This window comes from Billgrantia ethanolica, from assembly GCF_021404305.1.
GTDB lineage: Bacteria > Pseudomonadota > Gammaproteobacteria > Pseudomonadales > Halomonadaceae > Halomonas > Halomonas ethanolica.
Genome location: NZ_JABFTX010000003.1, coordinates 208,573 through 224,892, shown reverse-complemented (window position 1 = coordinate 224,892; position 16,320 = coordinate 208,573). Strand labels below are relative to the sequence as shown.

Sequence of the window (16,320 nt, the reverse complement as noted above, 5' to 3'; positions counted from 1 at the left end):
GGATGAGTCCCGCCGCGTTTGTCTCTTACGAGCTGGCGGTTAACCGGCTCGGTAGTTCGGGGCTTCTTTCGTGATCTGCACATCATGCACGTGCGATTCGGCGAAGCCGGCACCGGTGATCTGCACGAACTCCGGCTTGGTGCGCATCTCCTGGATGTTGCTGCAGCCGGTGTAGCCCATGGAGGCACGCAGGCCGCCCATCAGCTGGTGCACGATGGCGCTCATCACGCCCTTGTAGGGCACGCGGCCTTCGATACCTTCCGGCACCAGCTTCTCGGCACCGGCGTCCTTGTCCTGGAAGTAGCGGTCGGCGCTGCCCTGGCTCTGGGCCATGGCGCCCATCGAGCCCATGCCGCGGTAGGCCTTGTAGGTACGGCCCTGGAACAGCTCGACCTCGCCCGGGGCTTCCTCGGTGCCGGCCAGCAGGCCGCCCACCATCACCGCGCTGGCGCCGGCGGCAATCGCCTTGGCCAGGTCGCCGGAGTAGCGTACGCCGCCGTCGGCGATCAGCGGGATGTCGAACTCCTTAAGCGCTTCGGCGACGTTGGAAACCGCGGTGATCTGCGGCACGCCTACGCCGGCCACCACGCGGGTGGTGCAGATGGAACCGGGGCCGATGCCCACCTTGACGCCATCGGCGCCGGCTTCGGCCAGGGCACGGGCGGCGGCGGCGGTGGCGATGTTGCCGCCGATCACCTGGATCTGCGGGAAGTGTTCCTTGACCCAGGCCACGCGGTCGATCACGCCCTTGGAGTGGCCGTGGGCGGTATCGACGATGATCACGTCGACCCCGGCTTCCACCAGCGCGGCGACGCGGTCGGGGGTTTCCGGGCCGGTGCCCACGGCGGCGCCCACCAGCAGGCGGCCGTCGGCGTCCTTGGCGGCGTTGGGGAAGGTACGCGCCTTCTCGATGTCCTGGAAGGTGACCAGGCCGCGCAGGTGGAAGGCGTCGTCCACCACCAGCATCTTCTCGACCCGGTGCTCCTGCATCTTGGCCTTGATCACGTCGAGGCCGGTGTTCTCGGCCACCGTCACCAGCCGCTCACGCGGGGTCATGATGTCGGAAACGCTGTCGCCGTGGTTGGGCTGGAAGCGCATGTCGCGCTCGGTCACGATCCCCACCAGGGTTTCGCCCTCTACCACCGGGAAGCCGGAGAAGCCGTATTCCTGCGCCATGGCCAGCAGGTCTTCGAGCTTGGCCTTGGGCCCGACGGTGACCGGGTCCTTGACGATCACGCTCTCGTGCTTCTTGACCTTGCGCACCTCGGCGGCCTGGGCGGAAACGCTCATGTTCTTGTGGATGATGCCGATGCCACCTTCCTGAGCCATGGCGATGGCCAGGCGGGCTTCGGTCACGGTATCCATGGCGGCGGAGACGAGGGGGATGTTGAGGTAGAGGTCGCGGGTCAGGCGGGTTCGCAGGCTGACGTCCTTGGGCAGGACTTCCGAGTAGCCGGGTACGAGTAATACGTCGTCGAACGTAAGAGCTTCTTGGGCCATACGTAGCATAGTCGGCAACACCCAGTGCTGGTGGGGGAGTGGGGAAAAGTTAATCGACCATTATAGCGCTCGGGCCAAGGCACGGGCAATGCGAGTCCGGGCTTCGGCTGGCTGTCACCCAGCCCTCATCGTACCGCCCGTCGCCCTTCCCTAATTACTCTTCGAAACAGTCCGAAACCTACTTTGACTTACAGCGGCAATAACGTGATCTAGTTTGAGAAGGGCACGACGGGTCCACTCAAGGAAAGGAGTGACGGAAAATGAACTGGGATCAGATCGAAGGCAAGTGGAAAGAGATGAAAGGTAAGGCCCGCACCAGTTGGGGCGAGCTTACCGACGATGAGCTGGATCAGGTCGGCGGCAAGAAAGATGAACTGATCGGCAAGATCCAGCAACGGTATGGCCTGGAGCGCGAGGAAGCGGAACGCCAGGTCGACGACTGGGCCAACAAGCTCTGAGCAAAGCTCAGGCACTTACCCAGCGAAGCAAAGCAAATCCAAGGTCTAAGGACAGGTCAAGGAGAGTGAAAATGCAGAAGCGTGCACTGACTATCGCAGTAGCGGCCATCGCCGGTGGCCTCGCCTTCGGAAACCAAGCCGTTGCACAGGACGACCCGCAAGCGGCGCAGGGCCTCTATTCCGCGAATGACATCATCGGTGCCGATGTCTATCACGCCGATGACCCCGATGAGGAAGTCGGCAACGTCGAGAACATCCTGCTGGATGACGAAGGTCAGGTCAGCGCCGTGATCGTCAACGCCGGCGGCCTGTGGGGCATGGGCGGCGATGACGTGGTGGTCGGCATCGAGCACTTCACCATGGAAACCGATCGCAACGACGACGGTATCTTCGGTCAGGATCAGGTGACCCACCGCATCCTGGTCGACGCCACCGAGGACGAGCTCGAGAACTTCCCCGAGTACGACGAGCAGTGGTTCGACGATGAGCGCGACCGCCGTGCCGACGAGCGTGGTGACCAGGAAGGCGCATGGCAGACCACCGGTACTGCCGGCACCGGCGCCGTAGGCGACGATGGCGACACTGCCTTCCGTGATGGTGAAGCTGACGGCGACACCGTAGGCGCCACCGATGGTGTAGACGACAACGGCGACGATGCCGAATACACCGACGAGGATATCGAAGACGATTTCGATTGATACGTCGCTGCTAGATCACGTCTTGTTTGAACGAAATACCCCTCCCATGACGCAACTTGCGCCGGGCTCGCCCGGCGCTTTTTTGTGTGCCCACGACTCGTTTGCCGGCCATGCCAACGTGGCAGCCCCGTGCTAGCCTTGGTGGCTCATCCCTTGGCTCAGGAAACGCCGGCTCATGACCCCGCCTACCGATAACGCCCTTTCCGTCAGCGAAGTGAATCGACGCGCTCGCGCGCTGCTCGAGCAGGGTATTGGCGAAGTGTGGGTCGAGGGCGAGCTTTCCGGCGTGTCGCGCCCGGCTTCGGGGCATGTCTACTTCACCCTCAAGGACAGCTCGGCCCAGCTGCGCTGCGCGCTGTTCCGCAACCGCGCCCGATTCGTCGCCGCCCCCATGCGCGACGGCGACCGGGTACGGGTGCGCGGCCGGGTGTCGCTGTTCGAGCCCCGCGGCGACTATCAGCTGATTGCCGAAGCGGTGCAGCAGGCCGGCGAAGGCGAGCTGCTGCTGGCCCTGGAGCGGCTCAAGCAGCGTCTGGCCGCCGAGGGGGTGTTCGCCAACGCCCGCCCCCTGCCCTGCCCGCCGCGGCATCTGCTGGTGCTGACCTCACCCACCGGCGCCGCCATCCGCGACGTGCTGGCGGTACTCCAGGCGCGCTGGCCGCAGGCCAAGGTCACCTTGATCGCGGTGCCGGTGCAGGGTCGCGAGGCGGCGCCAGCACTGATCGCCGCTCTGGGGCTGCTCAACCGCCAGCAGGCGCTCGATCCGAACCAGGACGTTATCCTGATCACCCGAGGTGGCGGCAGCCTGGAGGATCTTTGGGCGTTCAACGACGAACATCTGGCGCGGGCGATCTTCCACTCGCGCCTGCCGGTGATGTCGGCGGTGGGTCACGAGGTCGATACCACCCTTTCGGATCTTGCCGCCGACGTGCGCGCCCCCACCCCTTCCGCCGCCGCCGAGATGCTGGTGCCGGACCGCCGTGAGCTGGCACGCCGCCTGACCGGGCTGGAGCGCCAGCTGCAACGCGCCATGCAGGCGCGACTGGAGCGGGAAGGCCAGCGCCTCGATCATCTACGTGCGCGCCTGCGCCACCCCGGCGAGGTGCTGGGCCAGAAGCGGCGCACCCTGATGGAGCTGGATGCCCGCCTGCGGCGTGCGCTGCAGGTTCGCCTGGCCACCGAGCGGCGCCAGTTGGCCCATCTGCAGCGACGGCTCAGCGCCTGCCACCCCCAGCGTGAGCTGGCACGCGGCGAGCAGCGCCTCAATCGTGCCCAGAGCCGTCTCGAACAGGCCATGCAGCGCGAAGTGGCGCGCCAGCGCGAGCGGCTGGCCGGCCTGGCGCGTCAGTTACAGGCAGTGAGCCCACTGGCGGTGCTGGGGCGTGGCTACGCCATTTTGCAGGACGAACAGGGTCAGGTGGTACGGCGGGCCGGCGATACCCAGCCCGGCCAGGCGCTGACCGCACGCCTGGGCGAAGGCCGCTTGCAGGTGGAAGTGAAGCGGCGCCTGAAGTAAAGAAGAGAGCTGAAGAAGAGAGCTGACGAAAGCTGACTGCCGAAAAACTGACGAAAGCGCCCGACGCGGCAGGCGTCGGGCGCTTTCATTCAAGTATCGAAGTCAGGTTTCGAGACCGGCTTCACTCGGGCTTGAAGGTGCTCGGTTCGAGCTCGTGGCGTGCCAGCAGTTTGTAGAAGTCGGTGCGGTTGCGCCCGGCGATGCGTGCCGCCTGGGTCACGTTGCCCTCGGTGATCTTGAGTACCTTGACCAGGTAGCTGCGCTCGAACCCGGCGCGGGCGTCGTTGAAAGTCGGCAGCGCGCTGTCTTCGGCGGCCAGCGCCTGGGCGACCAGGGCCTCAGGGATCATCGGTGAGCGGGTCAGCGCCACGCACTGCTCCACCACGTTGACCAGTTGGCGCACGTTGCCCGGCCAGGCACTGGTGGCCAGCAGGTTGAGCGCTTCCGGCGAAAACCCCTTGACGAACGGCTTGTGCCGCTCGGCCGCCAGGGCCACCAGATGACGCGCCAGCAGCGGCACGTCTTCGGCACGATCCTTCAGCGCCGGCAGCTTGAGGTTGACCACGTTGAGGCGATAGAAGAAGTCCTCGCGGAACTCGCCCTGATGCATGGCCTGGCTCAGATCGCGGTGGGTGGCGGAGAGAATGCGCACGTTTACCGGGATCGACTGGGTCGAGCCCAGCGGGCGAATCTGGCGCTCCTGCAGTGCGCGCAGCAGCTTGACCTGCAGCGGCAGCGGCATGTCGCCGATCTCGTCGAGGAACAGGGTGCCGCCCTCGGCGGCCTGGAACAGGCCCTTGTGGTCGCTCACCGCGCCGGTGAAGGCGCCCTTGGCGTGGCCGAACAGCTCGCTCTCCAGCAGCTGCTCGGGCAGCGCGCCGCAGTTGATCGCCACGAACGGCTTGCTGGCCCGCGGGCTGGCGTCGTGAATGGCCCGCGCCAGCAGCTCCTTGCCCGAACCGGAAGGCCCGGTGATCAGCACGCTGACGTCGGAAGAGGCCACCATGCGCGCCTGCTCCAGCACCCGCTCCATCTCCGGGCTGCGGGTGATGATGCTGGCTCGCCAGTTCTCGCTTTCCGCACTGCTGCCGGCCGGGGTGTGGGCCAGGGCCTCTTCGATGGCGCTGAACAGCTGGTCGCGGTCCACCGGCTTGGTGAGGAAGCTGAACACTCCCTGCTGGGTGGCGTTCACGGCGTCGGGGATGGAGCCATGGGCGGTCAGGATGATCACCGGCAGTCCCGGCACCTCACGCTGGATCGCCTGGAACAGCGCCATGCCGTCCATCTCGTCCATGCGCAGGTCGGAGAGCACGATGTCGGGACGCTCGGCTTCCAGCTTGCGCAACGCCTCGGGCCCACTCTCCGCCGTGGTAACCCGATAGCCACGGCTTTCCAGGCGCATCCCCAGCAGACGCAACAGGCTAATGTCGTCATCGACCAGCAGTACGTGGGCAGTGGATGCCTTCGCACCCGAGGTACGTGCCGCTGACCTGCGAGCCTCACTCTTGCGCGTATCGGACAATCGAGCCGCTTCCATCACGTCTGTTCTCCCTTATCGCCCAAAAAAAGCGCTCAGGGCGATTGTTGTCTCAAGTTCATGTTCTGCTCGATGGCAGTGAGCGCCTCGAGCTTTTCGGAGAGCTCGGCATTCTCGCGCTGCAGGTTCGCCAGTTGCCCCCGGGCGTTGTCCCGGTGGCCGGCCAGCGAACGCCGACCCTCGAGCTCGTTGCGCCAGTAGCGCAGCAGCGGTTGCAGTTCTTCCGGTGCGGCAGCGGTGTATTCCTGATAGATCGTTGCCGCCTCGCGCCACTCGCGCTCGCTGCCCCAAGCCAGGGTCACGGCACGCGCCAACTCGCGTTCGGCTTCGCTTCTGCCGGCTGCGGATTCGATCTCCGTCATGGCCTGATTGCGCCATGCGTTGTCGCCCCGCTGCGAGGCCAAGCCGAAGGCCACCCAGTTGTGCAGCAGGCAGGCCTCGTCGGCAAAAGTGGGCTGTGCGGTGCAGGCCGTCGCTTCCGCTGGCTCTTCGGGTTCCGTACCCAGCATGGCGTGCTCCGGCAACAGTTCGCAGCCGCTCAGCAGAGCTGCCAAACCACCCACCACAACACCTTTTCTCATCTGTCCGGTTCTTGCACTTGCGCGTCTGGTTATTGCACCTGGTACTCTCGTACCGAAGGTTTCAATGCCCTTCATCGTTCCTCGCTCCTTGCGTGTATGCCCACTGCTACGGGCTCCGTTTTTTCTTGTGTCAGGGGTATTGCCTGCCACGGCAGGGTCAGGCGAAAACATACGTCAAACTCACGGTCCTCGACCAGTGCCAGACCGCCGCTCTGGATGCGCGCGCAGTCAGCCGCCACCGAGAGCCCGATGCCGGAACCCTTGAGCGGCCCCTTGCGCCGCGAGCGCCCCTGGTAGAAGGGCTCGAACAGCCGCGGGCGGTCCTGCTCGGATATCGGCTCGCCGGTATTGGCCACATCGAGGAACAGGTGGTCGCGCCCGGCATGAGCCCGGATCATCAGCTCACCGCCATCCTCGCCGTAGGCGATGGCGTTGGAAACCAGGTTGTCGAGAATACGCCCCATGGCGGTACGATCCACCACCCAGTCCATGGGGCCATCGAAGGCGGTCACCCGCATGGCCTTGTGTTCGAGCGCCAGGCGGTGCTTGGCCAGTACGGTCTTGACCAAGGTGGCCAGATCCACCCGTTCGAGGGTGATGCGCTGGTTGTGCTGCAGCAGGTTGTAGTCGAGCAGCTGCTCGATCAGCCGCTGCAGTTCACGGCCGCTGGAATCGATCAGTGTGAGGATCTCGCGCTGGCGCGGCGTGACCTCGCCGGCCACGCCGTCGGCCAGCAGCGCCGAACCTTCACGTACGCTGGCCAGCGGTGTCTTGAGCTCATGGGACATGTGGCGCAGGAACTGCTGTTTCTGAGCCTCGAGATCGCTGAGCCGGGTCGACAGCCAGTCGAGCCGGTCGCCGAGCTGAACCAGCTCGGCTGGGCCCTGGATGTTGTCGCGGTCGTTGGTCTCCACGCCGCTGCCGATACTGAGAATGCGACGCTCGAGCTGGCGCACCGGACGAATGATCAGCCAGCTGAACAGCAGGATGAGCAGCAGGCTGACGGATACCAGCGCCGTGGTCTGCAGCCACAGGCGCGACTGCACCGCCTCGGCCCGGGCGCTGATGATTTCGATGCTGGCATCGATCTGCTGGCTGGTGGCCCGACGCATTGCCTCGGTGTGCTCGGCAAAAGGTACGAACAGTGCCAGCCATACCTCCAGCGCCTCGGGTTCCAGCTCGGGCAACTGCGAGAGAAGCACCAATTGCTCGTCCAGCGCCTGGACATCATGATCGTCGGGCAGGAAGCGGCGCTGCTGGGCCAGCAGTTCGGTGAATTCGGCATGACGCTCGGCATAGAGATCGAGCAGGCTCTCCTGCTCCAGCACCGCATACTGACGGGCACTGCGCTCCATTTCCACGGCGAGGTTGCTCAGCACGCGGGCACGACGGCTCTCCTCGACGGCCTGACGCGCGCTCACGTCGGCCAGATGGGAAAGCTCGGAAAGTGCCTGGCCAGCCTGGTACATCAGCACTCCCAGCGGCAGCATCACCACGAGAAATGCCAGCAGTACGAGCTGCAGCAATGAGCGAGGACGCCAGCGGCGCGAGACCCGTTTGGTCATGACCAATGTTCTATTCAGGAGAGGGTAAGAAACCACCATGGTACGTTCCTGAAAGAGGATAACAGAGTTACGCGCCTGACTTCCGCCCCAGACCAAGTCGCTGCGAAAAAAAAGAGGCCGGCAAGTGCCGGCCCAAGTACGCAGGGAACTGAAGGGGTTGAAAATATGGGCATCGATCGCCTGGTCGAACCATGACCCATACTTTCAGCGGACCCGAGGGTCCCGAAGCTCCGCACCGGCCCTAATGCCACCAGGAGCTGCCGGAGTGGGCGAGCGGCGAACCGCTCTGCTTCGATCCTTGGCGCCACCGCCGCGAGATCTCTCGCTGGCGCTGGCCCGAAATTCGATCCCCCGAGGGGGATGAGGCATCCTTGCCGGGGCATCCTTGCCCTTCTGGTACCTTTCCTTGCCTATCGGCGGTACCCGTCTCATCGCAACCTAAGTTACACATCGCGGAGCGAACGCTGAGCGTCTCGATGCCCGGGTAGCACAGGGCATGGGGGGGTGGTGGTTCCCCGAGCCTCTCGACGATCCGAAGTGATTCGAGCCGTTTGAATCACTTCTTCGTTGCTCACCCTAAGTATTGCCAGTAGCGTGCCAAAAAACACGTTACTTCATATTTTTCATAAACTTAGGAATCTTAAAAAGTTGGCACGCTGCCACTCGACGGGAAAAACAGGGAAAACCCGGCCCGGCAGGCCTGCATTTCGTCACCATTTGGCGACATCAATTCACACGACACTACTAAAATAATTTAAAAACATGGGGTTATAGCGTAGCCTTTTTGAGACAAGATTCTCGATGACGTTGCCACAAAGCGACAGCCGCCGCCCGGAAGGCTGAATCCAGGCGGCGGCAGGGGCTGTTTCAGGGCTTTCGCAGAGTGTGCCGAAAAACTCACACCAACGGCTTGACGAGTATCTTCGACTTACGCGCGTGGTTGTAGGTATCGCGCTTGAGCGGCGGCAGCGACTCGATGTCCGAGGGCCTGAAGCCGTGCTCGACGAACCAGTGGGCAGTGTGGGTAGTGAGCACGAACAGCGACGCCAACCCCAGCCGGCGCGCTCGCCGCTCGATACCCGACAGCAGCAGCGAGCCGCGCGCACCGCCGCGGTAGCCGACATGGATCGCCAGGCAGGCCAGCTCGCCCATATCGGCCTCGGCGAAGCGGTGCAGCGCCGCGCAGCCGATGACCATGCCGTCGCGCTCGATCACCAGATAGTCGTCGATCTCGTGTTCGAGGCGCTCCCGCGAACGCGGTACCAGCATGCCCCGCCGCTCCAGCGGCTCGAGCAGTTCCAACAGGCCGCCGATGTCGCCCAGCTCCGCCGGCCGCAGCTGCTCGTAGCGGTGCCGGGTGATCATGGTGCCCACCCCGTCGCGGGTGAACAGCTCGCCGAGCAGGGCGTCATGGTCGTGCCATGAGAGCAAGTGCGTACGTGCCACGCCGTGGCGTGCCGCGGCACAGGCAGCGGCGATATGGCGCGCCTGCTCGCTACCCGGCTCGGAATGGCTCAGCAGCGGCTCGGCCTCGTCGGGGCTGAGCTGACGTTGCAGGGCGCCGTTCTCGTCATACAGCCCGGGTGCCTCGCCCATCAGGATCAGCTTGTCGGCAGCCAGCGCCATGGCCGCATGCTGGGCCACTTCGGCGGCATCCAGATCGAACACTTCACCGGTGCTGGAAAAGCCCAGCGGCGGCAGCAGCACCAGCGAGCCGCGGTCGAGCAACCCCTGTACCGCCGAGACCCGCACCCGGCGCACCTCGCCGCTGTGGTCGTAATCGATGCCTTCGCGCACGCCCAGCGGCTTGGCCATCACCAGATTGCCCGAGACGGCGGTAAGCTCGACCCCGTGCAGCGGCGTATTGGGCAGGCCCAGCGACAGCCGCGCCTCCAGCCACAGCCGCTGCTCGGCGGCAACCCGTTCGACACAGGCCATGATGGATTCGTCGGCGACCCAGCGTCCGTCATGGCGGCGCGGCACGATACCCGCCTCGTTTAGCGCCTGCTCCACCTGGGGGCGAATGCCGAACACCACCACCAGCCGCACGCCGAGGGTGTGCAGCAGCGCCAGGTCCTGGATCAGTTGCTCGCCTCGGCCTCGCGCCATGGCCTCGCCCTCGATCAGGATCACGAAGGTTCGGCCCCGATGCGCATTGATATAGGGGGAGGAATTGCGGAACCAGTCGACGAAGGGGAAACGAGTGTCCAAGGCCGCTCTCCGGCAGCAGGTGAAAAGAGGGGTGTATCGTCATTGACTATATCAGAGCGACGAAAACGGCGGCACCACTGCGGTGCCGCCGTCTTAGGGACCTTACCGCATCCGTATTTAGCCGAAAATACCCTTGAACATGAAGAAGAACATGATCGCCAGGCCCGCCCCGGCCGGCAGGGTGATCAGCCACGACATCACGATGGTGCCGATTACGCGCAGGTTGAGCGCCGCCATGCCGCGGGCCAGCCCCACGCCGAGCACCGCTCCGACCAGGGTGTGAGTGGTGGAGATCGGCAGCCCCGTGCCCGAGGCCAGCACCACGGTGGTGGCAGCGGCCAGGGTGGCGGCGAAGCCGCGGCTGGGAGTCAGCTCGGTGATGCCGGTGCCCACGGTGGCGATCACCTTGTGGCCGTAGGTGACCAACCCCGCGACGATGCCGCCGCCGCCGAGGATGAGCACCCACCAGGGCACCAGCGCGGCGGTGTCGATCACGCCGTCGCTGCGTACCACGCTGATCACCGCCGCCAGTGGGCCGACGGCGTTGGCCACGTCGTTGGAGCCGTGGGCGAAGGCCATGGCACAGGCGGTGAAGATCATCAGCACGCCGAATACACGCTCGACGTTGCCGTAGCCGAACTGATCGCCGATGCGCCGCTCATGCTTCACGCGGTTCTCCATGACGATGCCGATGCCCATGATGCCGATACCCAGCAGCACCGAGAGCATGAAGCTCTGGCCGAAGGTGAAATCGAGACCCACATGGGTCAGGCCCTTGGTCAGGGTGACCATGGAGACGATGAAGCCGACCAGGAAGATGTAGAACGGCACGGTGCGCTTGGCCGCGGCGAAGGGATCCTTGGCCTCGAAGATCAGGTGCTGCACCGACTTGAACAGCAGGAAGGCAATGGCGCCCGCCAGCAGCGGCGAGACGACCCAGCTCGAGGCGATGGTACCGACCCGATTCCAGGCCACGGCTTCCATGCCCAGCCCCACCGCGCCGAAGCCGACGATGGCACCGACGATGGAGTGGGTGGTGGAGACCGGCCAGCCCTTGGCCGAGGCGATCAGCAGCCACAGCGCGGCGGCCAGCAGCGCCGAGAGCATGCCGTAGACGAGCAGCTCCGGGTTGGCCTGCAGCAGTACCGGGTCGACGATGCCGCCGCGAATGGTCGCGGTGACCTCGCCGCCGGCCAGCCAGGCACCGAGGAATTCGAAGATGACGGCGATGACGATCGCCTGACGGATGGTGATGGCCTTGGAGCCCACCGAGGTACCCATGGCGTTGGCGACGTCGTTGGCGCCGACGCCCCAGGCCATGAAGAAGCCGAAGAGGCAGGCCAGGATGATGAAGATTTCACCGTGCTGCGCAATGATCGACATAGGGGTTGGTTCCTATGTGGCTGTCGGGTTAGGGGCACACCGTGCCGGGATCGCCGGGCGGTGTCCTACCGGGCAGTGAGAATCTGCAGGCGGCTGCCGACGCGTTCGGCACGGTCGGAGAGCTCCCCGACCCAATCGATGATCTTGTAGAGGAAGACCACATCCACCGGCTTGAGTCGATCCTCGAGGTCGAACAGCAACCGGCGAATGGAGATCTGCTGGTTGTCGGCCTGCTGCTCGAGAATGTGCAGCTCGCGGATCATGTTGAGCATCACGTCGGAAGCATGGCGGCCGAAGCCCGACTCGAGCAGATCCTGGAGCTCCTCGAGGGCCTGGCGTGCCTGAGCGACGCAGGCGACCGCCGTCTGCATGTAGTCGCGCATGGGCTGGGCCAGTTCGGCGGGTACCTGCATGCGGCGCCCCAGCATGATGCCGGTGATGTCGCGCACCTTGTTGGCGATCTTGTCCTGTACGGTGATCAGATCGAGCAGGTCGGTGCGGGAAACGGGCAGGAACATGGTGTTGGGCAGGTTGAGCCGCAGCTCGGTCTTGAGGCGGTCGGCCTCGTGCTCCAGCTCGGTGATGGTCTCGCGGATCTTGGCGGCCTCTTCCCAGTCGCCCGTGAGCGAGGCCTCGAAGAACGGCAGCAACTGGTCGGCACACTCGTTGGCCTTGCCGATATGAGCCAGCAGGGGCTGGAACGGCGAACGGCCGAACATCGCCGAAAACGGGTTGGGTTTGACCATGTCTAGGATGCGCTTGTGAAATGGCGGCGCCAGTATAAAGAATGGCACCCTGTCACGTCATGGAAATATTTCCGACACACGATATGCCCGTCGCATACGGGCCACGCTGCGCACCCAAGAGCAGGAAAACGCATGAGTCACGAGATCGAGATGAAGCTGGCACTGGGCGAGACAGGGCCGCAGCTGCTGCTGACGCACCCGCTGTTGCGCAACGGCGTGGACGGCGCCCAGCGCCTGGCCAACACCTACTACGATACCCCGGCGGGTGAGCTGGAGGCGGCGCGGGTGGCGCTGCGCCTGCGCCGGTGTAACGACAGCTGGGTGCAGACCCTGAAGACCAGCGGCGAAGGCAGCGGAGGGTTCAGCCGGCGCCGGGAGTGGGAGTGGCCGGTAGCGGGTGACGCGCTCGATCTGGTCGGGCTGGCCGGGCTGCCGCCCTTCGCCGAGCTGGGCGGCGATATCTTGGAGCGGCTCGAGCCGCGCTTCACCACCGACTTCGAGCGTCGCCTGTGGCGCCTGGAGCTGGCCGAGGCCACCATCGAGGTGGCGCTGGACCAGGGCGAGATACGTGCCGCCGGGCGGCGGGTGCCGATCCGCGAGCTGGAACTGGAACTCAAGGACGGCGACCCTCAGGCGCTGTGGCGCCTGGCGCAGGCCCTGGCCGAGAGCGTACCGCTGCGCCCCGCCGATGCCAGCAAGGCGGTACGCGGCAGCGCGCTGCTGTCGGGCCGCTGGACGCTGCCGACCGGCACCGCTCCCGACGAGCGGCTGCATCGCGCCCTGCTGGCATTGGACGCCTACGACGACACCGGCGAGGATGAGTGGAAGCACACGGCCACAGAGGCGCTCCAGGCACTGGCCGACACCGGCGAGAACGAAGCCGGGCAGCTGGCCACCCTGCTGGAGCGCCCCGACTGGCTCGAGCGGGGCTTTGGCCGCGTGGCACTGCGGCTGGCACACCGGCTCGCGGCCTGACCGCAGCCCGGGGACCGCAGCGACTGGTACGGCGCAACATAGGAAGGCCATGAAAGAGAAAAAGGAAGAGAAAAGGGAGCGAGAACAGGGAGAGCGCGCATGAGCGAACCGTTCCGGCCGGCCGCGGAGGGCGTGCGAACTCGCCTGTTTCAGATCATCTTCGAATCGGATACGCCGTTGGGCAAGGGCTTCGATATTGCCCTGATCGTGATGATCCTGGCCAGCGTGCTGGTGGTGATGCTGGACAGCGTCGAGCGCTTCGGGGCGGTATATGGCGGGCTCTTCTATTGGCTGGAGTGGGGCTTCACCCTCATCTTCACCATCGAGTTGCTGGTGCGCATCTACATCCTCGACAAGCCTCTGCGCTATCTGCGCAGCTTCTACGGCATCATCGATGTGGTGGCCATCCTGCCGACCTGGCTGATGCTGCTGATTCCCGGTACCCAGACCCTGGTGATCGTGCGCCTGCTGCGCGTGCTGCGCATCTTCCGCGTGCTGCGCCTGATGCAGTTCGTCGGCGAGGGGCGCCTGCTGGTGGAGGCGCTGAAGAACAGCGTGCACCAGATCTTCCTGTTCCTGTTCACGGTGTTTCTGCTGGTCACCCTGTTCGCCGCGCTGGTCTACATGATCGAACCCGACGAGGCCGGCTTCACCAGCATTCCCATGTCGATCTACTGGGCCATCGTCACCTTGACCACGGTGGGCTATGGCGACATCGTGCCGGTAACGCCGCTCGGTCAGGCGATCTCCACCCTGGTGATGCTGATCGGCTACTCGATCATCGCCGTACCCACGGGGGTGTTCTCCGCCGAGGTGATCCGCTCGATCCGCGCCGACCGCTACTCCGACCAGGCCTGCCCCGGCTGCGGCCACGACCGCCACGAGAAACGCGCACGCTACTGCCTCAAGTGCGGCACCTGGCTGGACGAGGAAACGGCCGACCCCAACCGGGCATCTGAGAAATGATGGTTCGAACCGCCGAGGCTCAACCTTCAAACGGCGCCAGGTCGCCGCGGCCTTCGCGCAGGATGGTGGGCGGCAGCTCGCGCAGGTCGATCACGCTGGTGGGCTCGAGATGACAGGCGCCGCCGTCGATGATCAGGTCGAGCTGGTTCATGTAGCGGTCGCGGATCTCCTCCGGGTCGGTCATCGGCAGCTCCTCGCCCACCGGGATCAGCGTCACGCTCATCAGCGGCTCGCCCAGGGCTTCCAGCAGCGCATGGGTGATACGGTGATCGGGTACGCGCACGCCGATGGAGCGCCGCTTGGGGTGGAGCAACAAACGCGGCACCTCGGAGGTGGCATTGAGGATGAAGGTGTAGGCCCCCGGGGTGTTGGCCTTGAGCAGGCGGAACACGCTGTTGTCGACCTTGGCGTAGGTGCCGATGTCGGAGAGGTCGGAGCACACCAGGGTGAAGTTGTGCTTGTCGTCCAGCGAGCGCAGCCGCTTGATCCTCTCGACCGCTTTCTTGTCGCCCAGGTGACAGCCCAGGGCGTAACCGGAGTCGGTGGGATAGGCGACCACCCCGCCCTGGCGAACGATCTCTACCGCCTGATCGATCAGGCGCTTCTGCGGGTTCTCGGGGTGAATCTGGAAGAACTGGCTCATGGAAGATTCCCTGCTGTGGTCGGTTCTTGCTGCCCACTATAGCGCGCTGGCGGTCGGCTCGTCGCAGTTCGCAATGAAGCCGACCAGCCGCGGATGCGTCCATACCGGCGGCACGGCGGTGCGCGGCACCGGGCTCATGCTGCCCGGCGCCAGGTGCCCGCCGGGGAAATGGAAATCGCTGCCCAGCGAGGCGTAGAGCTCCCGCTCGGCCAACTGGCGTGCCAGATCGCGGGTAACGTCGGCATTCTGAAAGCCGCTGATCAGCTCCGCCGCCTGCCCGCCCGCCGCGGCAAAGTCGTCCAGCAGCTGGCCGCGCTTGCGCCGGGTCAGCCCGTAGCGCAACGGATGCGCCAGCACCGCCACGCCGTTCGCGGCCACCACCCAGCCCACCACCTCATCCAGCGCCGGCCAGTGTGCCTTGACGTCACCCGCCTTGCCGCTGCCCAGGTGCTTGCGAAAGGCCGTGGCCACGTCGGGCACCAGGCCCGCCGCCACCAGCGCGCGGGCAAAGTCGGGTCGCCCCAGCGGCCGGTGGGGGCCGGCCTGTTCGCGGGCGCGGGCCAAGGCGTTGTCGAGCCCCAGCTTCTCCATGCGCTGCGCGATGACCGCCGCGCGGATATCGCGGGCCTCGGCCTGAGCATCGAGCCCTGCGGCCAGCGCGCCGTGGGCACCCTGGGGCAGTAGCGCCACCACGTGAATGCCGATTCCCTGCCAGCGGGTGGAGAGCTCGACCGCCGGCAGCAGACATACGCCGAGGCGTTTGGCCGCCGTGGCGGCCTCGCCCACTCCGGCCACGGTGTCGTGATCGGTCAGCGCCATCAGCATCACGCCGCGTTCGGCGCACAGGGCGACCACGTCGGCGGGGGCCAGGGCGCCGTCCGAGGCAGTGGAGTGCATGTGCAGATCGACCCCGAGCGGACCGGGGTCGCCAGCAAAATGCTCGGGCAGGTGGGGCATTGGCATGACGCAGGCAGGCAACTTTGTCAAAATGATGGCCCATGGTGCGCGTCCGACGACGGTCGGTCAACGCACGGTTGGAGTCCGCGGTGATACCGCTCGACCGAGGAAACGCTGCGATGCTGTACGCAATCATCAGTGAAGACGTGAAGAACAGCCTGGAGCGACGCCTGGCTGCCCGCCCCGACCACCTGGCCCGGCTGGAAAAGCTGCGCGACGAAGGCCGCCTGGTACTGGTCGGCCCGCACCCCGCCGTGGACGCCGAGGACCCCGGCGAAGCCGGTTTCACCGGCAGCCTGGTGGTGGCCGAGTTCGACAGCCTCGAGACCGCTCAGGCCTGGGCCGACGCCGACCCCTACATGATTGCCGGGGTCTACGCCAAGGTGACCGTCAAGCCATTCAAGAAGGTGCTCCCCTAACCCGCCCTCGACCTGCCGGTTATCCACAGAGACTTTGCTCACAGCTTCTGTGGATAACGCTGTTGAAACGCCGCGGATGGCTTTCCGGATACGCCATGCCACGCCGCCGCGGCGACAACGGTCAATTTTTGAGCAGCCCTGTTCGTGTAGAGTTCCTGCTTTCGT

Annotated in this window: 15 protein-coding genes; 6 read left to right on the top strand and 9 right to left on the bottom strand. The window is 65.5% G+C overall.

What is annotated here, in order from left to right; all coding sequences use genetic code 11:
* Positions 1-39: 39 nt before the first annotated feature.
* Complete coding sequence (guaB, locus tag HOP53_RS14025) at positions 40-1,509, bottom strand: IMP dehydrogenase (protein ID WP_234270605.1); 1,470 nt, start codon at positions 1,507-1,509, stop codon at positions 40-42.
* 251 nt (positions 1,510-1,760) lie between these two features.
* Between guaB and HOP53_RS14020 the strand changes: the two genes are divergently transcribed.
* From HOP53_RS14020 to xseA, 3 genes are all read left to right on the top strand, one after another.
* The gene (locus HOP53_RS14020) at positions 1,761-1,958 is read left to right on the top strand and encodes a CsbD family protein (protein ID WP_234270604.1); all 198 of its coding nucleotides are present in this window, start codon (positions 1,761-1,763) and stop codon (positions 1,956-1,958) included.
* 71 nt (positions 1,959-2,029) lie between these two features.
* Entirely contained in the window at positions 2,030-2,656 is a 627-nt protein-coding gene (locus tag HOP53_RS14015; protein ID WP_234270603.1) for a PRC-barrel domain-containing protein, read from the top strand.
* Positions 2,657-2,831: 175 nt separating this feature from the next.
* The gene (gene xseA / locus HOP53_RS14010; RefSeq protein WP_234270602.1) at positions 2,832-4,172 is read left to right on the top strand and encodes an exodeoxyribonuclease VII large subunit; all 1,341 of its coding nucleotides are present in this window, start codon (positions 2,832-2,834) and stop codon (positions 4,170-4,172) included.
* Positions 4,173-4,293: 121 nt separating this feature from the next.
* Here the strand turns inward: xseA and glrR are convergent, their stop codons facing one another.
* From glrR to HOP53_RS13980, 6 genes are all read right to left on the bottom strand, one after another.
* A complete protein-coding gene (gene glrR / locus HOP53_RS14005) occupies positions 4,294-5,574 on the bottom strand; it encodes a two-component system response regulator GlrR (protein WP_234271060.1) in 1,281 nt (426 codons plus the stop codon).
* A gap of 170 nt (positions 5,575-5,744) precedes the next feature.
* Positions 5,745-6,290 carry a hypothetical protein gene (locus HOP53_RS14000; protein ID WP_234270601.1) on the bottom strand — a complete coding sequence of 182 codons (546 nt, stop codon included), beginning with the start codon at positions 6,288-6,290 and terminating at the stop codon, positions 5,745-5,747.
* 71 nt (positions 6,291-6,361) lie between these two features.
* Positions 6,362-7,855 carry a sensor histidine kinase gene (locus HOP53_RS13995; RefSeq protein ID WP_234270600.1) on the bottom strand — a complete coding sequence of 498 codons (1,494 nt, stop codon included), beginning with the start codon at positions 7,853-7,855 and terminating at the stop codon, positions 6,362-6,364.
* 897 nt (positions 7,856-8,752) lie between these two features.
* Positions 8,753-10,066: an amino-acid N-acetyltransferase gene (gene argA, locus HOP53_RS13990; RefSeq protein WP_234270599.1), complete on the bottom strand. Its 1,314-nt coding sequence runs from the start codon at positions 10,064-10,066 to the stop codon at positions 8,753-8,755.
* Positions 10,067-10,183: 117 nt separating this feature from the next.
* Positions 10,184-11,449, bottom strand: coding sequence for an inorganic phosphate transporter (locus HOP53_RS13985; protein ID WP_234270598.1), 1,266 nt, complete (start codon positions 11,447-11,449; stop codon positions 10,184-10,186).
* A 65-nt stretch (positions 11,450-11,514) separates the two neighbouring features.
* Positions 11,515-12,195, bottom strand: a complete 681-nt coding sequence (locus HOP53_RS13980) for a TIGR00153 family protein (RefSeq protein WP_234270597.1) — start codon at positions 12,193-12,195, stop codon at positions 11,515-11,517.
* 132 nt (positions 12,196-12,327) lie between these two features.
* Here HOP53_RS13980 and HOP53_RS13975 point away from each other — a divergent pair, with 132 nt between their 5' ends.
* Positions 12,328-13,170, top strand: a complete 843-nt coding sequence (locus HOP53_RS13975) for a CYTH domain-containing protein (RefSeq protein WP_234270596.1) — start codon at positions 12,328-12,330, stop codon at positions 13,168-13,170.
* Positions 13,171-13,269: 99 nt separating this feature from the next.
* Positions 13,270-14,136: an ion transporter gene (locus HOP53_RS13970; protein WP_026038314.1), complete on the top strand. Its 867-nt coding sequence runs from the start codon at positions 13,270-13,272 to the stop codon at positions 14,134-14,136.
* Positions 14,137-14,155: 19 nt separating this feature from the next.
* Here the strand turns inward: HOP53_RS13970 and HOP53_RS13965 are convergent, their stop codons facing one another.
* Both HOP53_RS13965 and HOP53_RS13960 read right to left on the bottom strand, forming a co-directional pair.
* Positions 14,156-14,779, bottom strand: coding sequence for an L-threonylcarbamoyladenylate synthase (locus tag HOP53_RS13965; protein ID WP_010630046.1), 624 nt, complete (start codon positions 14,777-14,779; stop codon positions 14,156-14,158).
* Positions 14,780-14,815: 36 nt separating this feature from the next.
* Positions 14,816-15,742, bottom strand: a complete 927-nt coding sequence (locus HOP53_RS13960) for a PHP domain-containing protein (protein WP_422677614.1) — start codon at positions 15,740-15,742, stop codon at positions 14,816-14,818.
* A 113-nt stretch (positions 15,743-15,855) separates the two neighbouring features.
* On the opposite strand from HOP53_RS13960, the gene HOP53_RS13955 reads away from it, so the two are divergent.
* A complete protein-coding gene (locus HOP53_RS13955; protein WP_010630049.1) occupies positions 15,856-16,155 on the top strand; it encodes a YciI family protein in 300 nt (99 codons plus the stop codon).
* The last annotated feature ends 165 nt before the right edge of the window (positions 16,156-16,320 follow it).